Annotated in this window: 15 protein-coding genes; 13 read left to right on the forward strand and 2 right to left on the reverse strand. The window is 68.6% G+C overall.

Annotation, left to right across the window (positions count from 1 at the left end; all coding sequences use genetic code 11):
* Positions 1-4 precede the first annotated feature (4 nt).
* The 11 genes from AC07X5_RS06095 to ftsZ all read left to right on the forward strand — a co-directional run bounded on the left by AC07X5_RS06095 (position 5) and on the right by ftsZ (position 14,736).
* A complete protein-coding gene (locus tag AC07X5_RS06095) occupies positions 5-1,495 on the forward strand; it encodes a UDP-N-acetylmuramoyl-L-alanyl-D-glutamate--2,6-diaminopimelate ligase (RefSeq protein WP_494769474.1) in 1,491 nt (496 codons plus the stop codon).
* Positions 1,486-2,934 (forward strand): UDP-N-acetylmuramoyl-tripeptide--D-alanyl-D-alanine ligase, encoded by a 1,449-nt coding sequence (locus AC07X5_RS06100; protein ID WP_494769399.1) that lies wholly within the window; start codon positions 1,486-1,488, stop codon positions 2,932-2,934. Before AC07X5_RS06095 ends, AC07X5_RS06100 begins: the two co-directional genes overlap by 10 nt.
* A gap of 48 nt (positions 2,935-2,982) precedes the next feature.
* Complete coding sequence (gene mraY / locus AC07X5_RS06105) at positions 2,983-4,161, forward strand: phospho-N-acetylmuramoyl-pentapeptide-transferase (protein WP_494769400.1); 1,179 nt, start codon at positions 2,983-2,985, stop codon at positions 4,159-4,161.
* Between the two features lie 143 nt (positions 4,162-4,304).
* Complete coding sequence (locus AC07X5_RS06110; protein ID WP_494769475.1) at positions 4,305-6,278, forward strand: Mur ligase family protein; 1,974 nt, start codon at positions 4,305-4,307, stop codon at positions 6,276-6,278.
* On the forward strand, positions 6,278-7,558 hold the full coding sequence (ftsW, locus tag AC07X5_RS06115; protein ID WP_494769401.1) for a putative lipid II flippase FtsW: 1,281 nt from the start codon (positions 6,278-6,280) through the stop codon (positions 7,556-7,558). Before AC07X5_RS06110 ends, ftsW begins: the two co-directional genes overlap by 1 nt.
* Positions 7,559-7,727: 169 nt before the next feature.
* Positions 7,728-8,798 (forward strand): undecaprenyldiphospho-muramoylpentapeptide beta-N-acetylglucosaminyltransferase, encoded by a 1,071-nt coding sequence (gene murG, locus AC07X5_RS06120; protein ID WP_494769402.1) that lies wholly within the window; start codon positions 7,728-7,730, stop codon positions 8,796-8,798.
* Complete coding sequence (murC, locus tag AC07X5_RS06125; protein ID WP_494769403.1) at positions 8,795-10,237, forward strand: UDP-N-acetylmuramate--L-alanine ligase; 1,443 nt, start codon at positions 8,795-8,797, stop codon at positions 10,235-10,237. Before murG ends, murC begins: the two co-directional genes overlap by 4 nt.
* A complete protein-coding gene (locus AC07X5_RS06130) occupies positions 10,234-11,223 on the forward strand; it encodes a D-alanine--D-alanine ligase (RefSeq protein WP_494769404.1) in 990 nt (329 codons plus the stop codon). The genes murC and AC07X5_RS06130 overlap by 4 nt, the downstream gene beginning before the upstream one ends.
* Positions 11,223-12,029 (forward strand): cell division protein FtsQ/DivIB, encoded by an 807-nt coding sequence (locus AC07X5_RS06135; RefSeq protein WP_494769405.1) that lies wholly within the window; start codon positions 11,223-11,225, stop codon positions 12,027-12,029. Before AC07X5_RS06130 ends, AC07X5_RS06135 begins: the two co-directional genes overlap by 1 nt.
* Before the next feature lie 66 nt (positions 12,030-12,095).
* Positions 12,096-13,325 (forward strand): cell division protein FtsA, encoded by a 1,230-nt coding sequence (ftsA, locus tag AC07X5_RS06140; protein ID WP_184859518.1) that lies wholly within the window; start codon positions 12,096-12,098, stop codon positions 13,323-13,325.
* A gap of 154 nt (positions 13,326-13,479) precedes the next feature.
* Positions 13,480-14,736 (forward strand): cell division protein FtsZ, encoded by a 1,257-nt coding sequence (ftsZ, locus tag AC07X5_RS06145; protein ID WP_409957875.1) that lies wholly within the window; start codon positions 13,480-13,482, stop codon positions 14,734-14,736.
* 69 nt (positions 14,737-14,805) lie between these two features.
* Here the strand turns inward: ftsZ and AC07X5_RS06150 are convergent, their stop codons facing one another.
* Both AC07X5_RS06150 and AC07X5_RS06155 read right to left on the reverse strand, forming a co-directional pair.
* Entirely contained in the window at positions 14,806-16,689 is a 1,884-nt protein-coding gene (locus tag AC07X5_RS06150) for a sensor histidine kinase (RefSeq protein ID WP_494769406.1), read from the reverse strand.
* Positions 16,690-16,710: 21 nt separating this feature from the next.
* The gene (locus AC07X5_RS06155) at positions 16,711-17,400 is read right to left on the reverse strand and encodes a response regulator (protein WP_409957873.1); all 690 of its coding nucleotides are present in this window, start codon (positions 17,398-17,400) and stop codon (positions 16,711-16,713) included.
* Between the two features lie 278 nt (positions 17,401-17,678).
* Between AC07X5_RS06155 and AC07X5_RS06160 the strand changes: the two genes are divergently transcribed.
* A complete protein-coding gene (locus tag AC07X5_RS06160; protein WP_494769407.1) occupies positions 17,679-18,041 on the forward strand; it encodes a COG4315 family predicted lipoprotein in 363 nt (120 codons plus the stop codon).
* Between the two features lie 65 nt (positions 18,042-18,106).
* Positions 18,107-18,931, forward strand: a complete 825-nt coding sequence (locus AC07X5_RS06165) for a hypothetical protein (protein ID WP_494769408.1) — start codon at positions 18,107-18,109, stop codon at positions 18,929-18,931.
* Positions 18,932-18,957: the final 26 nt, after the last annotated feature.

Genomic DNA, 18,957 nt, shown 5'->3' on the forward strand with positions numbered 1-18,957 from the left:
CCCGATGCTGAACTCCCCGCGCGATGCCGTGCAGTGGCTGCGCAGCCGCATCACCGGCACGCTGCAGACCGACAGCCGGCAGGTGGCGCCGGGCGACGGTTTCATCGCCTGGCCCGGCGCAGCCACCGATGGGCGCGCCCATGTGGCCGACGCCCTGGTGCGCGGTGCCACGGCATGCCTGGTGGAGCAGGCGGGGGTGGAGGTTTTCGCCTTCGAAGGTGAACACATCGCGGCGCTGCCGGGCCTCAAGGCGGCCACGGGCCTGATTGCGGCCGAATGGTTCGGTCACCCCACGGACCGGCTCGACGTGCTGGCCGTGACCGGCACCAACGGCAAGACCAGCTCCGCCTGGTGGCTGGCCGATGCCCTGAACCTGCTGGCCGGTGAAGGCAGCGGTAAAGGCTGCGCCATCGTCGGCACCCTGGGCATGGGCCGCCCACCCGCGCTCACCTACACCGGCATGACCACGCCCGACCCGGTGCGCCTGCAGCGCGCCTTCGCACAGTTCGCGGACGAGGGCCTTTCCGCCTGCGCCATCGAGGCCTCTTCCATCGGCATTGCCGAGCGGCGCCTGGACGGCACGCGCATCCGTGTAGCGGTATTCACCAACTTCACGCAGGACCACCTGGACTACCACGGCAGCATGGCCGACTACTGGCTGGCCAAGCGCGAGCTGTTCGGCTGGGAGGAACTGAAGGCCGCCGTCATCAATGTGGACGATCCAGCCGGCGCCCAGTTGCATGGCGAGCTGGCAGCTTCGGGCCTGGACCTTTGGAGCGTTGCGCTCGATGCCGATGCGCGCCTGCGCGCCACCGATGCTACGCTGGGCGAACAGGGCCTGCGCTTCACCGTGGTCGAAGGCGCCGAGCAGCACGTGCTGCAAACCCAGGTGATCGGCCAGTACAACATCCTGAACTTGCTGGGCGTGCTGGCCACGCTGCGCAGCCTGGGCGTGCTATTGGCCGATGCGGTCGATGCCTGCAGCCGCCTGCAGCCCGTGCCGGGCCGCATGCAGCGCCTGGTGGCGCCAGGCCAGCCGCTGGTGGCCGTGGACTATGCCCACACGCCCGATGCCCTGGACAAGGCGCTGCGCGCCCTGCGCCCGCTGGCGGCCGAGCGCGGTGGCCGCTTGTGGTGCGTGTTCGGCTGCGGCGGCGACCGCGATGCCGGCAAACGCCCGCTGATGGGCGCCGTGGCGCAGCAGCAGGCCGACCGCGTGCTCGTGACCAGCGACAACCCGCGCAGCGAAGACCCCGCCGTGATCATCCACCAGATCCTGCAAGGCACGATTGCGGGCGCTTCGGTACAGCCCGAGCCCGACCGCGCCGCCGCCATTGCCGCCGCCATCGGCCAGGCCGATGCGCTGGACGTGGTGTTGATCGCCGGCAAGGGGCACGAAGACACCCAGGAGACGGCCGGCGTGCGCCTGCCGTTCTCCGACATGGCCCACGCGCAAGCTGCGCTGCAGGCCCGAGGAGCCCGCACATGGGCATGACGATGATGATGAACCTGCGCCAGGCGCACGCCCTCATCCAGCAGCGCGTCCCGGCGGCGCGCCTGGTGGGCGACGGCGATACGGCCGTGCAACGCGTGCACACCGATACCCGCACACTGCAGTCGGGCGACCTGTTCGTGGCGCTCAAGGGCGAGCGTTTCGATGCCAATGCCTTCCTGGACCAGGCCCGCGTTGGCGGTGCGGCTGCTGCCGTGGCCCATGGCGGCCTGGAGACCACCGGCCTGCCCGGCATCGAGGTCTCCGACAGCCTGGCCGCGCTGGGTGCCCTGGCCACAGGCTGGCGCGCACAGTTGTGCCTGCCGCTGATCGGCGTGACCGGCAGCAATGGCAAGACCACGGTGACGCAGATGATCGCCTCGATCCTGCGCGCCTGGCAGGGCGACGCCGCCTTTGCCACGCAAGGCAATTTCAACAACGACATCGGCGTGCCGCTGATGCTGCTGCGCCTGCGCGAGCCACACCGCGCCGCCGTGATCGAGATGGGCATGAACCACCCCGGCGAGATCGCCGTGCTGGCCGCCATGGTCCAGCCTACGGTGGCGCTGGTGAACAATGCCCAGCGCGAGCACATGGAGTTCATGCACACCGTGGAGGCCGTGGCACGCGAGAACGGCTCCGTGTTCGCGGCGCTGCCCGCCGATGGCGTGGCCGTGTTCCCGGCCGGTGATGCCTTCACCCTCCTGTGGCGCGAACTCGCAGGCGGGCGCCGCTGCCTGACTTTCGGCGATGGCGGCGAGGTGGCATGCACTTCGGCGCAATGGACGCAGGGCGCCTGGTCCGTGCAGGTGCAAACGCCTGGTGGCGCTCTGGAATGCCGCCTGCAGATCGCTGGCCGCCACAACGTCACGAATGCCCTGGCCGCCACGGCCTGCGCGCTGGCTGCCGGCGCGCCGCTGGCCGCCATCGCGCGGGGGCTCGATGCCTTCACGCCCGTCAAGGGCCGTTCGCGCGCCTTCAGCGTGCAGCATGCCGGGCGCGAGGTCACCGTGGTGGACGATACCTACAACTCCAACCCCGATTCGCTGCAGGCGGCCATCCAGGTGCTGGCCGCGCTGCCTGGCCCCCACCTGCTGGTGGTGGGCGACATCGGCGAAGTCGGGGAGCAGGGTCCGCAGTTCCACACCGAGGCAGGCGCCCAGGCACGCACCGCAGGCATCGCCATGCTGTACGCGCTGGGCACATTGTCCGCACACACGGCGCGCGCCCATGGCGCCGCCACGCATTTCGAGAGCATGGAGCAACTGCAGTCCGCAGTCTGCGCCGCACTGCCCACTGTGGGCAGCGTGCTCGTCAAGGGTTCGCGCTTCATGAAGATGGAGCGGGTGGTGGAGGCCATTGCGGCCGCCACAGCCCCGCAAGCAGCAACACAACAAGAACAACAAGGAAAGTCCGAGGGAAGCCATGACGCAATCCACTGAAACGACGAGTGCCTGCCAGGGCCGGCGCCTCTTGCAAGGAGGTGCCGCATGCTGCTGATCCTGTCGCAATGGCTGCAGGGGCTGTCGCCCGAGCTCGGCTTCTTCCGCGTGTTCCAGTACCTCACCTTCCGCGCGGTGATGGCGGCGCTCACCGCGCTGCTCATCGGCCTGCTCGCCGGCCCCAAGGTGATCCGCGTGCTCACCTCGCTCAAGATCGGCCAGCCCATCCGCGGCTACGCCATGCAGTCGCACCTGTCCAAGAGCGGCACACCGACCATGGGCGGCGTGCTGATCCTGCTGTCGATCGCGATCTCCACGCTGCTGTGGTTCGACCTGTCCAACCGCTTCGTGTGGATCGTGCTCATCGTCACGCTGGGCTTTGGTGCCATCGGCTGGGTCGACGACTGGCGCAAGGTGGTCAACAAGGACCCCGAGGGCATGCGCTCCCGCGAGAAGTACTTCTGGCAGTCCGTCATCGGCCTGATTGCGGCGGTCTACCTGGTGTTCAGCATTTCGGAGAGCTCCAACGCCAAGGTCTTCGAGCTGTTCATGACCTGGGTGCAGTCGGGCTTCGCGCTCGACCTGCCGCCAAAGGCCGGCCTGCAGCTGCCTTTCTTCAAGGAAGTGAGCTACCCGCTGGGCGTGCTCGGCTTCGTGGTCATGACCTACCTGGTCATCGTGGGGTCCAGCAACGCCGTGAACCTGACCGACGGCCTGGACGGCCTGGCCATCATGCCGGTGGTGATGGTGGGCTCGGCCCTGGGGGTGTTCGCCTATGTCACCGGCAGCTCGGTTTATTCCAAGTACCTGTTCTTCCCCAACATCCCGGGGGCCGGTGAGCTGCTGATTTTCTGCGCCGCCATGGCCGGGGCCGGCCTGGCCTTCCTGTGGTTCAACGCCCATCCCGCCCAGGTGTTCATGGGCGACGTGGGCGCGCTGGCCTTGGGCGCTGCGCTGGGCACCATCGCGGTCATCGTGCGCCAGGAGATCGTGCTGGCCATCATGGGCGGCATCTTCGTGGTCGAAGCCCTGTCGGTGATGCTGCAGGTGACCTGGTTCAAATACACCAAGAAGCGCTATGGCGAAGGCCGCCGCCTGCTCAAGATGGCCCCCTTGCACCACCACTTCGAGAAGAGCGGCTGGAAGGAGACCCAGGTGGTCGTGCGCTTCTGGATCATCACCATGCTGCTGTGCCTGATCGGGCTGTCCACGCTCAAGCTGCGCTGATCATGACGACCACGCCCCACGATCCCCAAGCCAACGGCCCCCTGGCCGGCGAGCACCTGCCCGAGATGGCCGGTGAGGAGAGGGTGCGCGTGCCCGAGGCCGTGCACACCCCGCCCGCAGAGGATGCCGAGGCGGCAGAGCCCATGGCGCAGCAAACCAAGGCGCTCGATCCCGTGGACAGCGAGCTCCCTGCCGGGGACGTGACGGCTGCACAGGCGCCACAGAACGCCGAGGCAGACGCGGCGGCTGATCCTGTGCTTGAGAATCCCGTTCAGGGAGCGCCCACGGCTGCAACCCCGTCTGCGCCCTCCGATGGCTATGTGGCCCCTGCCATCTCTGCCGCCAAGGCCGCCGCGGACTTCGTGGCGCAGATCTTTGCCGAGGTGAACGCCCCCGATACGCCTGAGCCCTCGCCGCTGCTGGCCGCACCGGTGGACGACCCGAATGGCGAGGCCGAGGCGGCGCAGCCCCAGGGCCGCCCGGGCGAGGGCATGCTGCCCTATGAAGGCAAGCACTTCCTGGTGCTGGGCCTGGGCGCCTCCGGCCTGGCCATGGCGCGCTGGTGCGTGCGCTGCGGTGCCACCGTCACCGTGGCGGACACGCGCGAGGCCCCGCCCCAGTTGGCGGTGCTGCGGCACGAACTGCCCGGCGTGCGTTTCGTGTCCGGACCGTTCGACGCCAGCCTGGTCGAAGGCGGTGCCGGCGTGCACGCGGTCTACCGTTCCCCTGGTCTGAGCCCCGCCACCATCGCGCCGGTGTGGGCGGCGGCGCAAGCCATCGGCCTGGCCACGGGTGGCGAGCTCGGGCTGTACGCGGCGGCGCTGCAGTACCTTCGCGCTTCGCACGGCTACGCACCAGCCGTGCTGGCCATCACCGGAACCAACGGCAAGACCACCGTCACCTCGCTCACCGGGCAACTGGTGGAGCGTGCCGGCAAGAGCGTGGCCGTGGCCGGCAACATCGGCCCCACACTGCTCGATACCCTGGCCGGGCACATCGACGCCGATACCCTGCCCGAGGTCTGGGTGCTGGAGCTCTCCAGCTTCCAGCTCGATGGCGCCACCGGCTTCGAGCCCACGGCCGCCACGGTGCTCAACATCACCCAGGACCACCTGGACTGGCATGGCGACATCGGCGCCTACGCGGCGGCCAAGGCGCGCATCTTCGGCGACACGGCCCTGATGGTGCTCAACCGCGACGACACCACGGTCATGGACATGCTCGGCACGGCCTCTGCCGCCACGGCCCAGGCGGCACAGCTGGCCTCCGGCAAGCCCGCCCCGAGCGCGCGCAGCAAGCAGCCCGTGAAAGTGCCCCTGCGGGAGCACCTGAGCTTCGGCATCGACATGCCCCGGCGCCCCGGGGATTTCGGTATCGAGACCGTGGGCAGCATTCCCTGGCTGGTGCGCGCGCACGAAGCCGACGAAACCCGCAAGCGCAGCACCCGTCGACGTGCGGTGGCCGCAGCAACGGGCGAGGCCGCGCCGGTTGCCGTGGTGGATGAAGAAGACCTGCACATCCAGCGCCTGATGCCAGCCGACGCGCTGCGCATCCGCGGGCGCCACAACGCCTCCAACGCGCTGGCGGCACTGGCCCTGGCGTCGTCGGCCGGCTGCACGCTGTCGGCCATGCTGTTCGGCCTGCGCGAGTACCGGGGCGAGCCGCACCGTGTGGAGCCCGTGGCCTTGATCGACGGCGTGGAGTATTTCGACGACAGCAAGGGCACCAACGTGGGCGCCACCGTGGCCGCCCTCAACGGCCTGGGGGCCGACCGGCGCATCGTGCTGATCCTGGGCGGCGATGGCAAGGGGCAGGACTTTGCACCCCTGGCCACGCCGGTGGCGCGCTATGCGCGCGCCGTGGTGCTGATCGGGCGCGATGCGCCGCTGATCCGCGCTGCGCTGCAGGACAGCGGGGTTGCGTTGCTCGATGCGGTCACGCTGCCCGAGGCCGTGCACCAGGCGCGCGAGCGTGCACACGCGGGCGACGCGGTGCTGATGTCGCCTGCCTGCGCCAGCTTCGACATGTTCACCGGCTACGAACACCGCGCGCGTGTGTTCTGCGACACCGTGCTGACCATGGCGCAGGACGCCGGCCAATCCCTGGAGGGCATGTGATGGCTGCAACCAGCGCCAGCGCCCCCGTGGGCCTGCAGCAGCGCCTGGCCGGCTGGCTCGGCCGCCTCACCGGCAAGGCCGGCGAGGGGCTGCCGGTGCGCGTCGGCGGCACCGAGTACCGCCAGTCCACCACCACGCCCGCCAGCGTGCTGGGCTTCGACCAGGCCCTGCTGTGGGTGGTGGTAGGCCTGCTGGCCTGGGGCCTGGTGATGGTGTATTCGGCCTCCATCGCCATGCCGGACAACCCGCGCTTCGCCAACTACGCACCCACCCATTTCCTCACTCGGCACATGATGTACCTGGTGGTGGGCTTCGTCGCGGCGCTGCTGGCCTTCCAGGTGCCCATGAAGCTCTGGGAGCGCGCGGCGCCCTGGCTCTTCGTGGCGGCGCTGCTGCTGCTGATGGCGGTGCTGATCCCGGGCGTGGGCAAGGTGGTCAATGGCGCGCGCCGCTGGCTGTCCATCGGGCCGGTGGGCTTTCAGCCCTCCGAAATCGCCAAGTTCGCCGTGCTCATCTATGCCGCCGACTACATGGTGCGCAAGATGGAGGTCAAGGAGCGCTTCTTCCGCGCCGTGCTGCCCATGGGCGCTGCCGTGGCCATCGTCGGCGTGCTGCTGCTGGCCGAGCCCGATATGGGCGCCTTCATGGTGGTGGCCGTGATCGCCATGGGCATCCTGTTCCTGGGAGGCGTCAACGCCCGCATGTTCTTCCTGATCGCGGGCGTGCTGGTGGGCGCCTTCGCGCTGATGATCGCCAGCTCGCCCTGGCGCCGCGAGCGCGTGTTCGCCTACCTCGATCCGTTCAGCGAGCAGCATGCGCTGGGCAAGGGCTACCAACTGTCGCACTCGCTGATCGCCATCGGCCGCGGCGAGATCTTCGGCGTGGGCCTGGGCGGCAGCGTGGAAAAGCTCCATTGGCTGCCCGAGGCGCACACCGACTTCCTGCTGGCCGTGATCGGCGAGGAGTTTGGCCTCATGGGCGTGCTCGTGCTGATCGTGCTGTTCCTGTGGATGACGCGCCGCATCATGCACATAGGCCGCCAGGCGATTGCGCTCGACCGTGTGTTCGCGGGTCTGGTGGCCCAGGGCGTGGCGATCTGGCTGGGCTTCCAGGCCTTCATCAACATGGGCGTGAACCTGGGGGCCCTGCCCACCAAGGGGCTCACGCTGCCGCTCATGAGCTTCGGGGGCTCGGCCATCCTGATGAACCTGGTGGCGATCGCGGTGGTGCTGCGGGTGGATTATGAAAACAAGCACCTCATGCGCGGAGGCCGCGTATGAGGTGCTTGTTGATTCAAAACAATGCACCGCATTGCGTAAGCAATGCCGGGTGCGCAGCGCCCGGTCATGCGCGCAGGCCGCGTATGAGGTGTTTGTTGCGTCAAAACAAGCACTGCGTTGCGCAAGCAATGCCAGACGCGCAGCGTCTGATGATGAGGCGCGGCTGGGTATGACGGCACCTAAGACCGCCCTCATCATGGCCGGTGGCACCGGCGGCCATATCTTCCCCGGCCTGGCCGTGGCCGAGGAACTGCGCGCACGCGGCTGGCGCGTGCACTGGCTGGGCGCGCCCGGCAGCATGGAGTCGCGCATCGTGCCACCGCAGGGCTTTGCGCTGGAGACCATCGATTTTTCAGGCGTGCGTGGCAAGGGCCCGATCACGCTGGCCCTGCTGCCGCTGCGCCTCTTGCGCGCCTTCTGGCAGGCGCTGCAGGTGGTGCGCCGCGTCAAGCCCGACGTGGTGGTGGGCCTGGGCGGCTACATCACCTTCCCAGGCGGCATGATGGGCGTGCTGTGGGGCAAGCCGCTGGTGCTGCATGAGCAGAACTCGGTGGCGGGCATGGCCAACAAGGTGCTGGCGGGCGTGGCCGACCGGGTGTTCACCGCCTTCCCCAGCGCGTTCAAGAAGGGCCAGTGGGTGGGCAACCCGTTGCGCGCACCGTTCACGCGCCAGCCGGATCCGGCCGAACGCTTTGCCGGCCGCAGCGGACCGCTGCGCCTGCTGGTGGTGGGGGGCAGCCTGGGCGCACGCGCACTCAACGAGATCGTGCCCCAGGCCCTGGCCCTGATTCCCGCCGCCCAGCGCCCCGTGGTGCTGCACCAGAGCGGAGCCACCCAGATCGACACGCTGCGCGCCAACTATGCCGCCGCCGGGGTCGAAGCCGAGCTGACCCCCTTCATCGACGACACCGCCACCGCGTTTGCGCAGGCCGACCTCATCGTCTGCCGCGCGGGCGCGAGCACCGTGACCGAAATCGCTGCCGTGGGCGCTGCCGCCCTGTTCGTGCCTTTCCCCTCGGCGGTGGACGACCACCAGACCACCAACGCACGCTTCCTCGTGGACGCCGGGGGCGGCTGGCTGGTGCCGCAGCGCGAGCTCACGGCCCAGGGCCTGGCCGCGGTGCTGAGCAACACAGAGCGCCCGGAGCTGCTGCGCCGGGCCACAGAAGCCAAGAAGATGCAAAAAATCAACGCCACCCATGAAGTGGTGACTGCCTGCGAGGAGCTTGCAACACCATGAAGCACGCCATTCGCCACATCCATTTCGTGGGCCTCGGAGGCGCCGGCATGAGCGGCATCGCCGAGGTGCTGTTCAACCTCGGCTACCGCATTTCCGGCTCGGACCTGGCCGACAGCGCCACCTTGCGCCGCCTGCAGGGCCTGGGTATCAAGACCTGCCTGGGCCATGCGGCCGCGCACATCGATGGCGCCGATGCGGTGGTTACTTCCACCGCCGTCACGGCCGACAACCCCGAGGTGCTGGCCGCACGCGACAAGCGCATCCCCGTGGTGCCCCGTGCCCTGATGCTGGCCGAGCTGATGCGCCTGAAGCAGGGCATCGCCATTGCCGGCACGCACGGCAAGACCACCACCACCAGCCTGGTGACCAGCGTGCTGGCCGAGGCGGGGCTGGACCCGACCTTTGTGATCGGCGGGCGCCTGAACAGCGCCGGCGCCAATGCCAAGCTGGGCAGCGGCGACTACATCGTGGTCGAGGCCGACGAGTCCGACGCCTCGTTCCTGAACCTGTTGCCCGTGATGGCGGTGGTGACGAATATCGACGCCGACCACATGGAGACCTACGGGCACGACTTCGGTCGGCTCAAGGGGGCCTTCGTCGATTTCCTGCACCGCATGCCCTTCTACGGCACCGCCATCCTGTGCGTGGACAGCCCGGCCGTGCGCGACATCCTGCAGAGCGTGACCTGCCCGATCACGAGCTATGGCTTTTCCGAAGACGCCCAGGTGCGCGCCGTCAATGTGCGCGCAGAGGGTGGGCAGATGCGCTTCACCGTGCAGCGGCGCAACGGCGTCACGCTGCCGGACCTGGAGATCGTGCTCAACCTTGCGGGCGAGCACAACGTGCTCAATGCGTTGTCGGCCATCGCCGTGGCGGTGGAACTGAACATCCCCGATGAGGCCGTGCAGCGTGCGCTGGCCGGCTTCAAGGGCGTGGGCCGGCGCTTCCAGAGCTATGGCGAACTGCCGGCGAAGGACGGTGGCCGCTTCACCGTCATCGATGACTACGGTCACCACCCGGTGGAGATGGCGGCCACGCTGGCCGCGGCGCGTGGCGCCTTCCCAGGGCGGCGCCTGGTGCTGGCCTTCCAGCCGCACCGCTACAGCCGCACGCGCGACTGCTTCGAGGATTTCGTGAAGGTCATCGGCAATGCCGATGCGGTGCTGCTCACCGAGGTCTATGCCGCGGGCGAGGCGCCCGTGGTCGCCGCCGATGGCCGCTCGCTGGCACGCGCCCTGCGCGTGGCCGGACGCGTGGAGCCGGTCTTCGTGGACGACGTGGCCGAGCTGCCCCAGGCCATTGCCGACAACGCGCGCAATGGCGACGTGGTGATGTGCATGGGCGCGGGCTCCATCGGGGCCGTGCCGGCCAAGGTAGTGGAGATGCTGCAGAACAACAACCAATCCGATAGCAAGGCGCTGGCGGGGAGCGCGACATGACGATGACGAAGAAACTGGGTTCCAACGTGGATGTGAAGGCTCTGGGCAAAGTGGCCGTGCTGATGGGCGGCGCGTCCGCCGAGCGCGAGGTGTCGCTGATGTCCGGCACCGGTGTGCTGCAGGCGCTGCGCTCGCGCGGCGTGGATGCCCATGCCTTCGACCCCTCGCAAAACGAGCTGGGCGAGTTGCGCCGCGATGGTTATGCACGCTGCTTCATCGCACTGCACGGCCGCCATGGCGAGGACGGCACGGTGCAGGGCGCACTGGAGCTGCTGCGCATTCCCTACACCGGCCCGGGCGTGATGGCCTCCAGCATCGCGGTGGACAAGATCATGACCAAGCGCATCTGGCGCGCCGAGGGCCTGCCCACGCCGGACTGGCGCCTGGTGGGCAGCGTGGCCGAGACCACGGACGCGCTGGCTGCCCTGGGGGCTCCGATGATCGTCAAGCCCTCGCGCGAAGGCTCCACCATCGGCCTGACCAAGGTCACCTCGCCCGAGCAGTGTGCCCAGGCCTACGCCCTGGCCTCGCGCTACGACCCCGAGGTGCTTTGCGAGCAGTTCATCGAAGGCGAGGAAACCACCTGCCCCATCCTGGGCGAGGGCGCCAGCGCCTACGCGCTCCCAGTGATCCGCATCGTCGCGCCCGAGGGCAACTACGACTACCAGAACAAATACTTCACCGACGTCACGCAGTACCACTGCCCGAGCGGTCTGCCCGAGGCCGAGGAGCGGGAGATCCAGCGCCTGGTGGTGGCGGCTTTCCGCTCGCTGGGCTGCCGCGGCTGGGCGCGTGCGGACATCATGATCCGCGCCAGCGACCGCCAGCCCTTCCTGCTGGAGATCAACACCTCGCCCGGCATGACGGGGCATTCGCTCGTGCCCATGTCGGCGCGCGCGTCGGGCATCAGCTACGAAGACCTGTGCGTGGGGGTGCTGGCCACCGCCACCATGGACACGCCTGTCGGCAGCACCCTGGGGACCTGATGAACACCAACGCGCTGCCCGCACCGCTGGACGTCAAGCTCATGAACATGACCGCATCGGTCCTGTTCGTGGGCTGCGCCCTGCTCGTGCTGGCGGCGGGCGCCTGGTGGGTGCTGCGCTATCCGGGTTTTGCGATCGCGCGCATCGTGGTGCAGGGCGAGCTGGTGCACAACAACGCCGTCACCTTGCGCGCCAATGTGGCGCCGCACCTGGTGGGCAACTTCTTCACGGTGGACCTGCGCAAGGCGCGCGAGGCCTTCGAGCAGGTGCCCTGGGTGCGCAAGGCCGCAGTGCGGCGCGAGTTTCCGGGCAGCCTGCATGTGGTGCTCGAAGAGCACGACGCCGTGGCGTACTGGGGGCCCGAGTCGGGATCGGCCATGGTCAACACGCAGGGCGAGGTTTTCGAGGCGAACGTGGACGACGTGGAGCAGGACGGCCTGCCGCGCCTGCAGGGCCCCAGCGGGACCTCGGGCGAAGTACTGCAGATGTACGGCCTGATGCAGCCGGTGTTCGAACCGCTGGGCATGGATGTGGAGGAGCTGGCGCTCACCGGCCGGGGTGGCTGGCGCGCGACGCTGGACACCGGGGCGGTGGTGGAACTCGGGGGCGGCACGCCAGCGGAGGTGGTGGCGCGTGCCAAGCGCTTTGCACGCACGCTGACCCAGGTGGCGGCCCAGTACAAGCGCCGGGTGGATGCGCTCGAGTCGGCGGACCTGCGGCACGCGGGAGGCTATGCATTGCGGCTCAAGGGTGTGACCACCACTACGGGCCCGGAGGCGGCAGCAGCGGCCGCCACACGGAGGTAGCAGCATGCAGGCAAGGTACATACGGCGCAGCGGGCAGGGCGGAACAACGAAGGGCAGTGACTGAATATGGCAAGAGAATACAAAGACGTGGTGGTCGGCCTGGACATCGGCACGGCGAAGATCATGGCCGTGGTTGCCGAAGTCCTGCCCGGCGGCGAGCTCAAGCTCGCCGGCCTGGGCGTGGCCCCGAGCAATGGCTTGAAGCGCGGCGTGGTGGTCAACATCGACGCCACGGTGCAGAGCATCCAGCAGGCTCTGAAAGAGGCTGAGCTGATGGCCGACTGCAAGATCCAGCGCGTGTACACCGGCATCACCGGCAGCCACATCCGCGGCCTCAATTCCAGCGGCATGGTGGCCGTCAAGGACAAGGAAGTCACCTCGGCCGATGTGGCGCGCGTGGTGGAGACGGCCAAGGCCATCAACATCTCGTCCGACCAGCGCCTGCTGCTGGTGGAGCCCCAGGAGTTCGTGATCGACGGGCAGGACGTGAAGGAGCCCATCGGCATGAGCGGCATCCGCCTGGAGGCCAAGATCCACATCGTGACCGGTGCCCAGAGCGCGGCCGAGAACATCATCAAGTGCGTGCGCCGCTGTGGGCTGGAGGTCGAGCAACTGCTGCTCAATCCGCTGGCGTCGAGCCAGGCCGTGCTGACCGACGACGAGCGCGAACTCGGTGTGGTGGTGGTGGACATCGGCGCGGGCACGACCGACGTGGCCATCTTCACCGGGGGCGCCATCCGCCACACGGCGGTGATCCCGATCGCCGGCGACCTTATCACCAGCGACATCGCCATGGCGCTGCGCACGCCAACGAAGGACGCCGAAGACATCAAGGTCGAGAGCGGCTACGCCAAGCAACTGCTGGCCGACCCCGAGAGCCAGGTGGAAGTGCCCGGCCTGGGCGACCGCAGCCCGCGCATGCTCAGCAAGCAGGCGCTGGCCGGCGTGATCGAGCCGCGCGTCGAAGAGATCTTCTCGCTGGTGCAGCAGGTGATCCGCGAGTCGGGCTACGAAGAAGTGCTGTCCTCGGGCATCGTGCTCACCGGCGGCAGCGCCGTCATGCCGGGCATGATCGAACTCGGGGAAGACATCTTCCTCAAGCCTGTGCGCCGCGGCATTCCCAAGTATGCGAGCGCCCTGTCGGACATGGTGGCCCAGCCGCGTGCCTCCACCGTCATGGGCTTGCTTGAAGAGGCGCGCCTGGCACGCCTGCGCGGCTTCAAGGTGGCGCAAAAGAGCGGCTCCATGAAGACGGCGTTCGGTCGGTTCAAGGACTTCATCGTGGGGAACTTCTGATGGCCATGAACCACTGCCACCGATTTGCGCGCGCAGGTCCCCGAATGCCCGGCGGGCGATGGCGATGCACAGGACCGCCTTGCCGCCCGCGCCACCAGACAACACCGAACCCCATTTTGCAATTGCGTACGAAGACAGAACCAGGAGCTCCAACATGTCCATCGAAATGATCGAAGCCGAAACATTCAACCAGGGCACGCAGATCAAGGTGATCGGCGTGGGTGGCGGCGGCAGCAACGCCGTCGAACACATGATTGCCCGCAGCGTGCAGGGCGTGGAATTCGTCTGTGCCAACACCGATGCGCAGGCGCTCACGCGCAGCTCCGCGCACAGCGTGATCCAGCTCGGCGCCAGCGGCCTGGGCGCGGGCAGCAAGCCCGACAAGGGCCGTGATGCAGCCGAAGCCGCCGTGGAGGACATCCGCGCTGCCATCGACGGCGCGCACATGCTGTTCATCACCGCCGGCATGGGTGGCGGCACGGGCACGGGTGCTGCGCCCGTGATCGCCCGCATCGCCAAGGAGATGGGCATCCTCACCGTGGGCGTTGTCACCAAGCCTTTCGACTGGGAAGGCGGGCGCCGCATGGCCAACGCCGACAACGGCCTGGCCGAACTCGAAGCCAACGTCGACTCGCTGATCGTCGTGCTCAACGAAAAGCTGCTGGAAGTGCTGGGCGACGACATCACCCAGGACGAAGCCTTCGCGCACGCCAACGATGTGCTCAAGAACGCTGTGGGCGGCATTGCCGAGATCATCAACGAGTACGGCCAGGTGAACGTCGACTTCGAAGACGTGCGCACCGTGATGGGCGAGCCCGGCAAGGCCATGATGGGCACGGCCACTGCCAGCGGCCCGGACCGCGCGCGCATCGCGGCCGAGCAGGCCATCGCCTGCCCGCTGCTCGAAGGCATCGACCTTTCGGGCGCCAAGGGCGTGCTGGTGCTGGTCACGGCCAGCAAAGGCAGCTTGAAGCTGTCCGAGTCGCGCCTGGCGATGAACACCATCAACGCCTATGCCTCCAAGGATGCCCACGTGATCTTCGGCGCGGCCTACGACGACACCCTGGGTGACGAAATCCGCGTGACCGTGGTCGCCACCGGCCTGTCGCGCCACAATGCCCGCCGCCAGCCGATCTCGGTGGTGCAGGGCGGCCTGCGCACCGGCACCGACAACATGGCCTACCAGATCCCCGTGGCCGGCGCTGCGGGCGTGATGGGCAACGCCATGGGCGCGGTTCCCGGCCAGACCGGCCACGGCGGCGGCAGCTCGCAGGCCGACTACGGCAGCATGTCGGTGCCCAGCGTCTGGCGCACCAACCGCACGCAGGCCGCTGCCCGCGTGGACGCGCTGTCTTCGGGCGGCATGGACGACCTGGAAATCCCGGCTTTCCTGCGCAAGCAGGCGGACTGATGGCGGTGGGGCCGCACGCACTGCGGCCCGGCATGCCTGTTTATCCCAAGGGGCCTGCGGCCCCTTTCTTCATGGCGCCGGGGAGGACGGGGCCGCAGGCGCTGCGCTGCTCGCAACCTTGAGCGGCAATGCCACCTGCACGGTGGTGCCAGCACCCTCCCCGCGGCACACCGTCAGCAGGGCGCCAATCAGCAGGGCACGCTCCTGCATGGTGCGCAGTCCGTTGCCACTGGCACCGTCCTGCCGGCCCACGCCGTCGTCCTGTATCCGGACGGTGATGGTGTCGGCATCGGACTGCGCGGACAGGCGCAGTTCACGCGCGCGTGCGTGCTGCAGCGCGTTGGAAATGGCCTCGAAGACGATGTACTGCAGGTGGCGCATGGCCTCCTCGCTGCAGCCGGACCACAACGGCAGCAATTGCACATCCCACACCAGCTCCAGGCCCGAATCGCGGATGCGTTGCTCCAGCCGGAAGCGCAGGCTGGCCAGCAGTGCATTCACGTCGCCGGCAGGCAGGGACATGGCGTCGACCGACAGGCGCAGCTGGTCGAGCGATTCGCGCAGCGTCTGCATCACCTGGGCCTGCGATGCCACGCCGCCCTCCAGCTGGCGCATGGCGGTGATCAGGTGGGCGCCAGCACCATCGTGCATGTCGCGCAGGATACGTGCACGCTCCTCCGATTTGGCACTGGTGCGCTCCAGTGCGCGCAGCGCCTCGTGCTGGCGGGCGAGCTTCTCCTCGCGCTCGTGCACCCGCTGCTCCAGCGATGCGGTCAGCTGCAGCAGTTGTTGGCGCGCTTGCTGGAAGCGTTGCCCCACGATGGCCAGCACCGCCAGGCCGGCCAGTGTGGCGGCCCAGAGGGTCCATCCTCCGTCCATGTACTGGGCGGGCGCCAGGCGTGCCGCCGTGATGTCGCGCACCAGGGCCACCCAGCACACGCACAGTGCCAGCAGCATCCACAGCCGGGGGCCGTCGCAAGGGGGCCGGCAATGCCGGGCCAGTTGCACCACCAGCGCCACCCAGGACGCCAGCAAGGCCACGGTCCAGCCCAGCACTGCATCGGCTCCGAGCAGCACGGCCAGCGGACACAGCCCGAAGATGGCCCAGGCCGCCCAGGTCTCGGCGCGCGGGCGCGGCCCCCAGACCGCGCGTGCCAGCCAGTACAGCGACAGGCAGCCGGCCCAGAACAGGCCCTGCACGGCCTGGAACCAGTGGGGCCAGGACAGGAAGATGTCCTCCATCCAGGTCGCGGTGATGCGGCAGGCCCAAAGCAGTTCGCACAGTGCGGCGTAGGCGTAGAGGGCCTGGCGCTGCTGCCACCACAGCAGCAGGCAGAAGACACCGACCACCAGGCTGAACAGGGAGATCGCCCGGGGCAGCGTCACGCGCTGCCATTCGAGCGCATGCCAGCGCTCCTGGAGCAGCGCCTCGGGCCCTACCTGCACGGGTGAGATGCCGGCACGCCGCAGGTAGTCGGCACGGATGGTGATGGCCAGTTCGTTGTGTTCCTGCAGCAAAGGCCCTGGCAGGCGCAGCCACAGCGGCCTGCGCCCGGTCCAGCCATCGTTGGGCGTGAGCAGCGCGCCGCCGCTGGCCAGCACCTCGCCGTTGAGCGTGACGCGGTAGGCATTGCCCAAGCGGGGGATCAGCAGCGCATGGGGCTCCTGGCGGGCGGCCGCCGGAACGTCGAACGCCAACCGCGCCGTGGCCCAGCCGGCCTTGCGCCGGTGCAGCACATCCCAATGCAGGGGCAGGGTGAAAGGCAAGGCCTGCGCAGGCGGGCCGGAATCCCCGCGCAGGCGTATGCCCAGTTGGACCTGGCTGAGTACCTGCACGCCCGGAGTGCCCGGCGCAGCCTCCTCCTGCACGGCGGTGCCCTGGGCATGGGCCGGCAGCACCTGCCAGCACAGCAGCAGGCCATGCAGGAGGCAGCGTGCAAGCAGGTGCAGCATCGGTGGCTCCCGTGCCCGGGCTCAGGGGCTGCGCCGCGTGCGGTCCAGCAGGCCCATGCGGCTGGCTTCGAACACGGCCTCACCGCGCGAGTGCACGGCCAGCTTGCTGTACAGGTTCTTGATGTGGCTTTGTACCGTGTGCTTGGAAATGTCCTGCAGGCGTGCGATCTCCGCGTAGGAGTAACCCCGCGCGATCAGCTCCAGCACGTCCGACTCGCGCGGGGTGAGCTCCAGTGCCGGCAGCGACGGCTCCACAGGCTGCGGCTGCGTGCGCCCACCGTGCTGGCGCAGCCGGGCCAGCAGCTTGCGCGCGATCATCGGTGAGATCGGCGATTCGCCGTGCTTGACGCCCAGGATGATCCGGCCCACATCGGCTGGCGTGGAGTCCTTCTGGATGTAGCCCACGGCACCGGCCTCCACGCAGGCGATCACAGTGTCTTCGTCGCCGAAGACCGAGACCACCAGCACCTCGCAGGCCGGCTGCGTGCGCACCACATGCTGCAGCAAAGCCAGGCCATGGCCGTCGGGCAGTGCCAGGTCGGTGAGCAGCACGTCGGCCGGGTGCTCGTCGAGCCAGGCGCGCGCAGGCGCCAGCATGCCGAAGGAAGCGGCCAGCTCCAGCTCGGGATGGGCGGTGACGCAGCCCTCGAAGAATCTGCGCATCTCGGTGTCGTCCTCGATCAGTACGACGCGCCAGCGGGGTGTGCTCATGGAAGGCGGGGTAGGGGCTGCGAGGTGGGAGTTGCTCCATCTTAGCGTCCGCGTGGCCTGCGTCATCCCATGTTCTCGGCCCCACTCTCCCATGTTCATGGGGTGCGGGTGGAGCGCCCGAAACCTACGATTTTCCCAGGGCCGCAGATGCCATGGCGCGTGCCGCCCCGGGGGCAAAAAATTTTCACGGACCCCGCATCCAGAACGCAGAACGCCCCGTTCCACAAGCAGGACGCCATGGGGCGCCCCCAACCGGAACCACCGAGACAGGAACCAACATGCAACCCATTCGACACCTCGCACCCGCACTGCTCCTGGGCCTGACGGCGCTGGCAGCGCAGGCCCAGCCCGTCTTCCAGCAGGGCGTGCTTGCCGACGCCAGCGGCCGCACGGTCTACACCTTCGACAAGGACGCTCCCGGAAAAAGCAACTGCAGCGGTGGCTGCCTTGCTGCCTGGCCTGCTTTCACTGCCAAGGCTGGCGCCAAGGCCGAAGGCGACTTCGGCCTGATCGAAGCCAGCGGCGCACGGCAGTGGAGCTTCAAGGGCAAGCCCCTGTACTACTACGCCAGCGATGCCAAGGCCGGCGACCGGCTGGGCGATGGCATGGGCGGTGTGTGGCACGTGGTGCCCAAGCCCTGACGGCCGATCTGCCTCCGACACCTTCTTCACACCCTCTTCTTCACTCCTTTCTTCAGGACACCATCATGAAATTCTCGTCTGTCGCCATCGCCTGCCTCACCCTGGCCGGTGCCGCTGTCTCCACCTCCGCCTGGGCCGACAAGGCGTCCCTGCTGCGTGCCACGGGCAATGTGCCCGAGCGCGCCGAATGCCCGGCCAACACCGAGGTCAACCGTACCGGCGGCGTGCTCAAGTGCAGCGTCACCCTGGTGTTCGAGCGCGGCTCGATCTGCCCGCCCGCCAACAAGCCCAACTACGTGACCATCCAGATGGCGGGTGCCGACAAATGCCTGCCCGCCGTGACGGGTGACGTGGTCAGCGTGCCGTCGGCCATGAACCCGGTGGCCGGTCCGCCCAAGCTCAAGGGCCAGTCGGGCCTGCCCGGCGACATCATGGGCTACCTCACGGCTGTTGGGCCGGCTGCACTGCTGGGGCCGGACGAAGGGCGTTACCAGCGTGTCGTCAATGGCGCGGGCGCCGACAAGTTCGTGGCCGAGAAGGTGGTTCACCTGTGGCCTGCCAGCTACCCGGTGCACTACACCCTTGGCAAGAACCCCGCCAACGGCGTGAGCTGCCCTGCCGGCTACACCGACGTGACTGGGCGCAGCCAGGACAGCCTGGGCTGCGAAAAGATCGAAAAGCGCAAGCCCATGTGCCAGAACGTGGGCGGAGTCGGCTGGCGCCTGGAAATCAAGCGGGGTGAAGACCGCTGCCAGGGCCCGACCGAAGGCCCCACCAAGCCCGACGGTGAGCACGCCGGCCCCGGCAACGACTGGAGCCTGGACACCGATGCCGCAGGCAACGAGGACCGCTGGGTGCGCGTGTCGTACACGCGCCCTGTCGGCCGCTGACATCCCTAGCCGGCCCTTACCGTGCA

The organism is Acidovorax sp. GW458-11-26-14-TSB4, from assembly GCF_059423865.1.

Excerpts from the sequence above, each read along its gene's own strand:
- AC07X5_RS06095 (WP_494769474.1), top strand. The coding sequence starts at position 5 with ATGCTGAACTCCCCGCGCGATGCCGTGCAGTGGCTGCGCAGCCGCATC.
- AC07X5_RS06100 (WP_494769399.1), top strand. The coding sequence starts at position 1,486 with ATGGGCATGACGATGATGATGAACCTGCGCCAGGCGCACGCCCTCATC.
- mraY (WP_494769400.1), top strand. The coding sequence starts at position 2,983 with ATGCTGCTGATCCTGTCGCAATGGCTGCAGGGGCTGTCGCCCGAGCTC.
- AC07X5_RS06110 (WP_494769475.1), top strand. The coding sequence starts at position 4,305 with ATGGCGCAGCAAACCAAGGCGCTCGATCCCGTGGACAGCGAGCTCCCT.
- ftsW (WP_494769401.1), top strand. The coding sequence starts at position 6,278 with ATGGCTGCAACCAGCGCCAGCGCCCCCGTGGGCCTGCAGCAGCGCCTG.
- murG (WP_494769402.1), top strand. The coding sequence starts at position 7,728 with ATGACGGCACCTAAGACCGCCCTCATCATGGCCGGTGGCACCGGCGGC.
- murC (WP_494769403.1), top strand. The coding sequence starts at position 8,795 with ATGAAGCACGCCATTCGCCACATCCATTTCGTGGGCCTCGGAGGCGCC.
- AC07X5_RS06130 (WP_494769404.1), top strand. The coding sequence starts at position 10,234 with ATGACGATGACGAAGAAACTGGGTTCCAACGTGGATGTGAAGGCTCTG.
- AC07X5_RS06135 (WP_494769405.1), top strand. The coding sequence starts at position 11,223 with ATGAACACCAACGCGCTGCCCGCACCGCTGGACGTCAAGCTCATGAAC.
- ftsA (WP_184859518.1), top strand. The coding sequence starts at position 12,096 with ATGGCAAGAGAATACAAAGACGTGGTGGTCGGCCTGGACATCGGCACG.
- ftsZ (WP_409957875.1), top strand. The coding sequence starts at position 13,480 with ATGTCCATCGAAATGATCGAAGCCGAAACATTCAACCAGGGCACGCAG.
- AC07X5_RS06150 (WP_494769406.1), bottom strand. The coding sequence starts at position 16,689 with ATGCTGCACCTGCTTGCACGCTGCCTCCTGCATGGCCTGCTGCTGTGC.
- AC07X5_RS06155 (WP_409957873.1), bottom strand. The coding sequence starts at position 17,400 with ATGAGCACACCCCGCTGGCGCGTCGTACTGATCGAGGACGACACCGAG.
- AC07X5_RS06160 (WP_494769407.1), top strand. The coding sequence starts at position 17,679 with ATGCAACCCATTCGACACCTCGCACCCGCACTGCTCCTGGGCCTGACG.
- AC07X5_RS06165 (WP_494769408.1), top strand. The coding sequence starts at position 18,107 with ATGAAATTCTCGTCTGTCGCCATCGCCTGCCTCACCCTGGCCGGTGCC.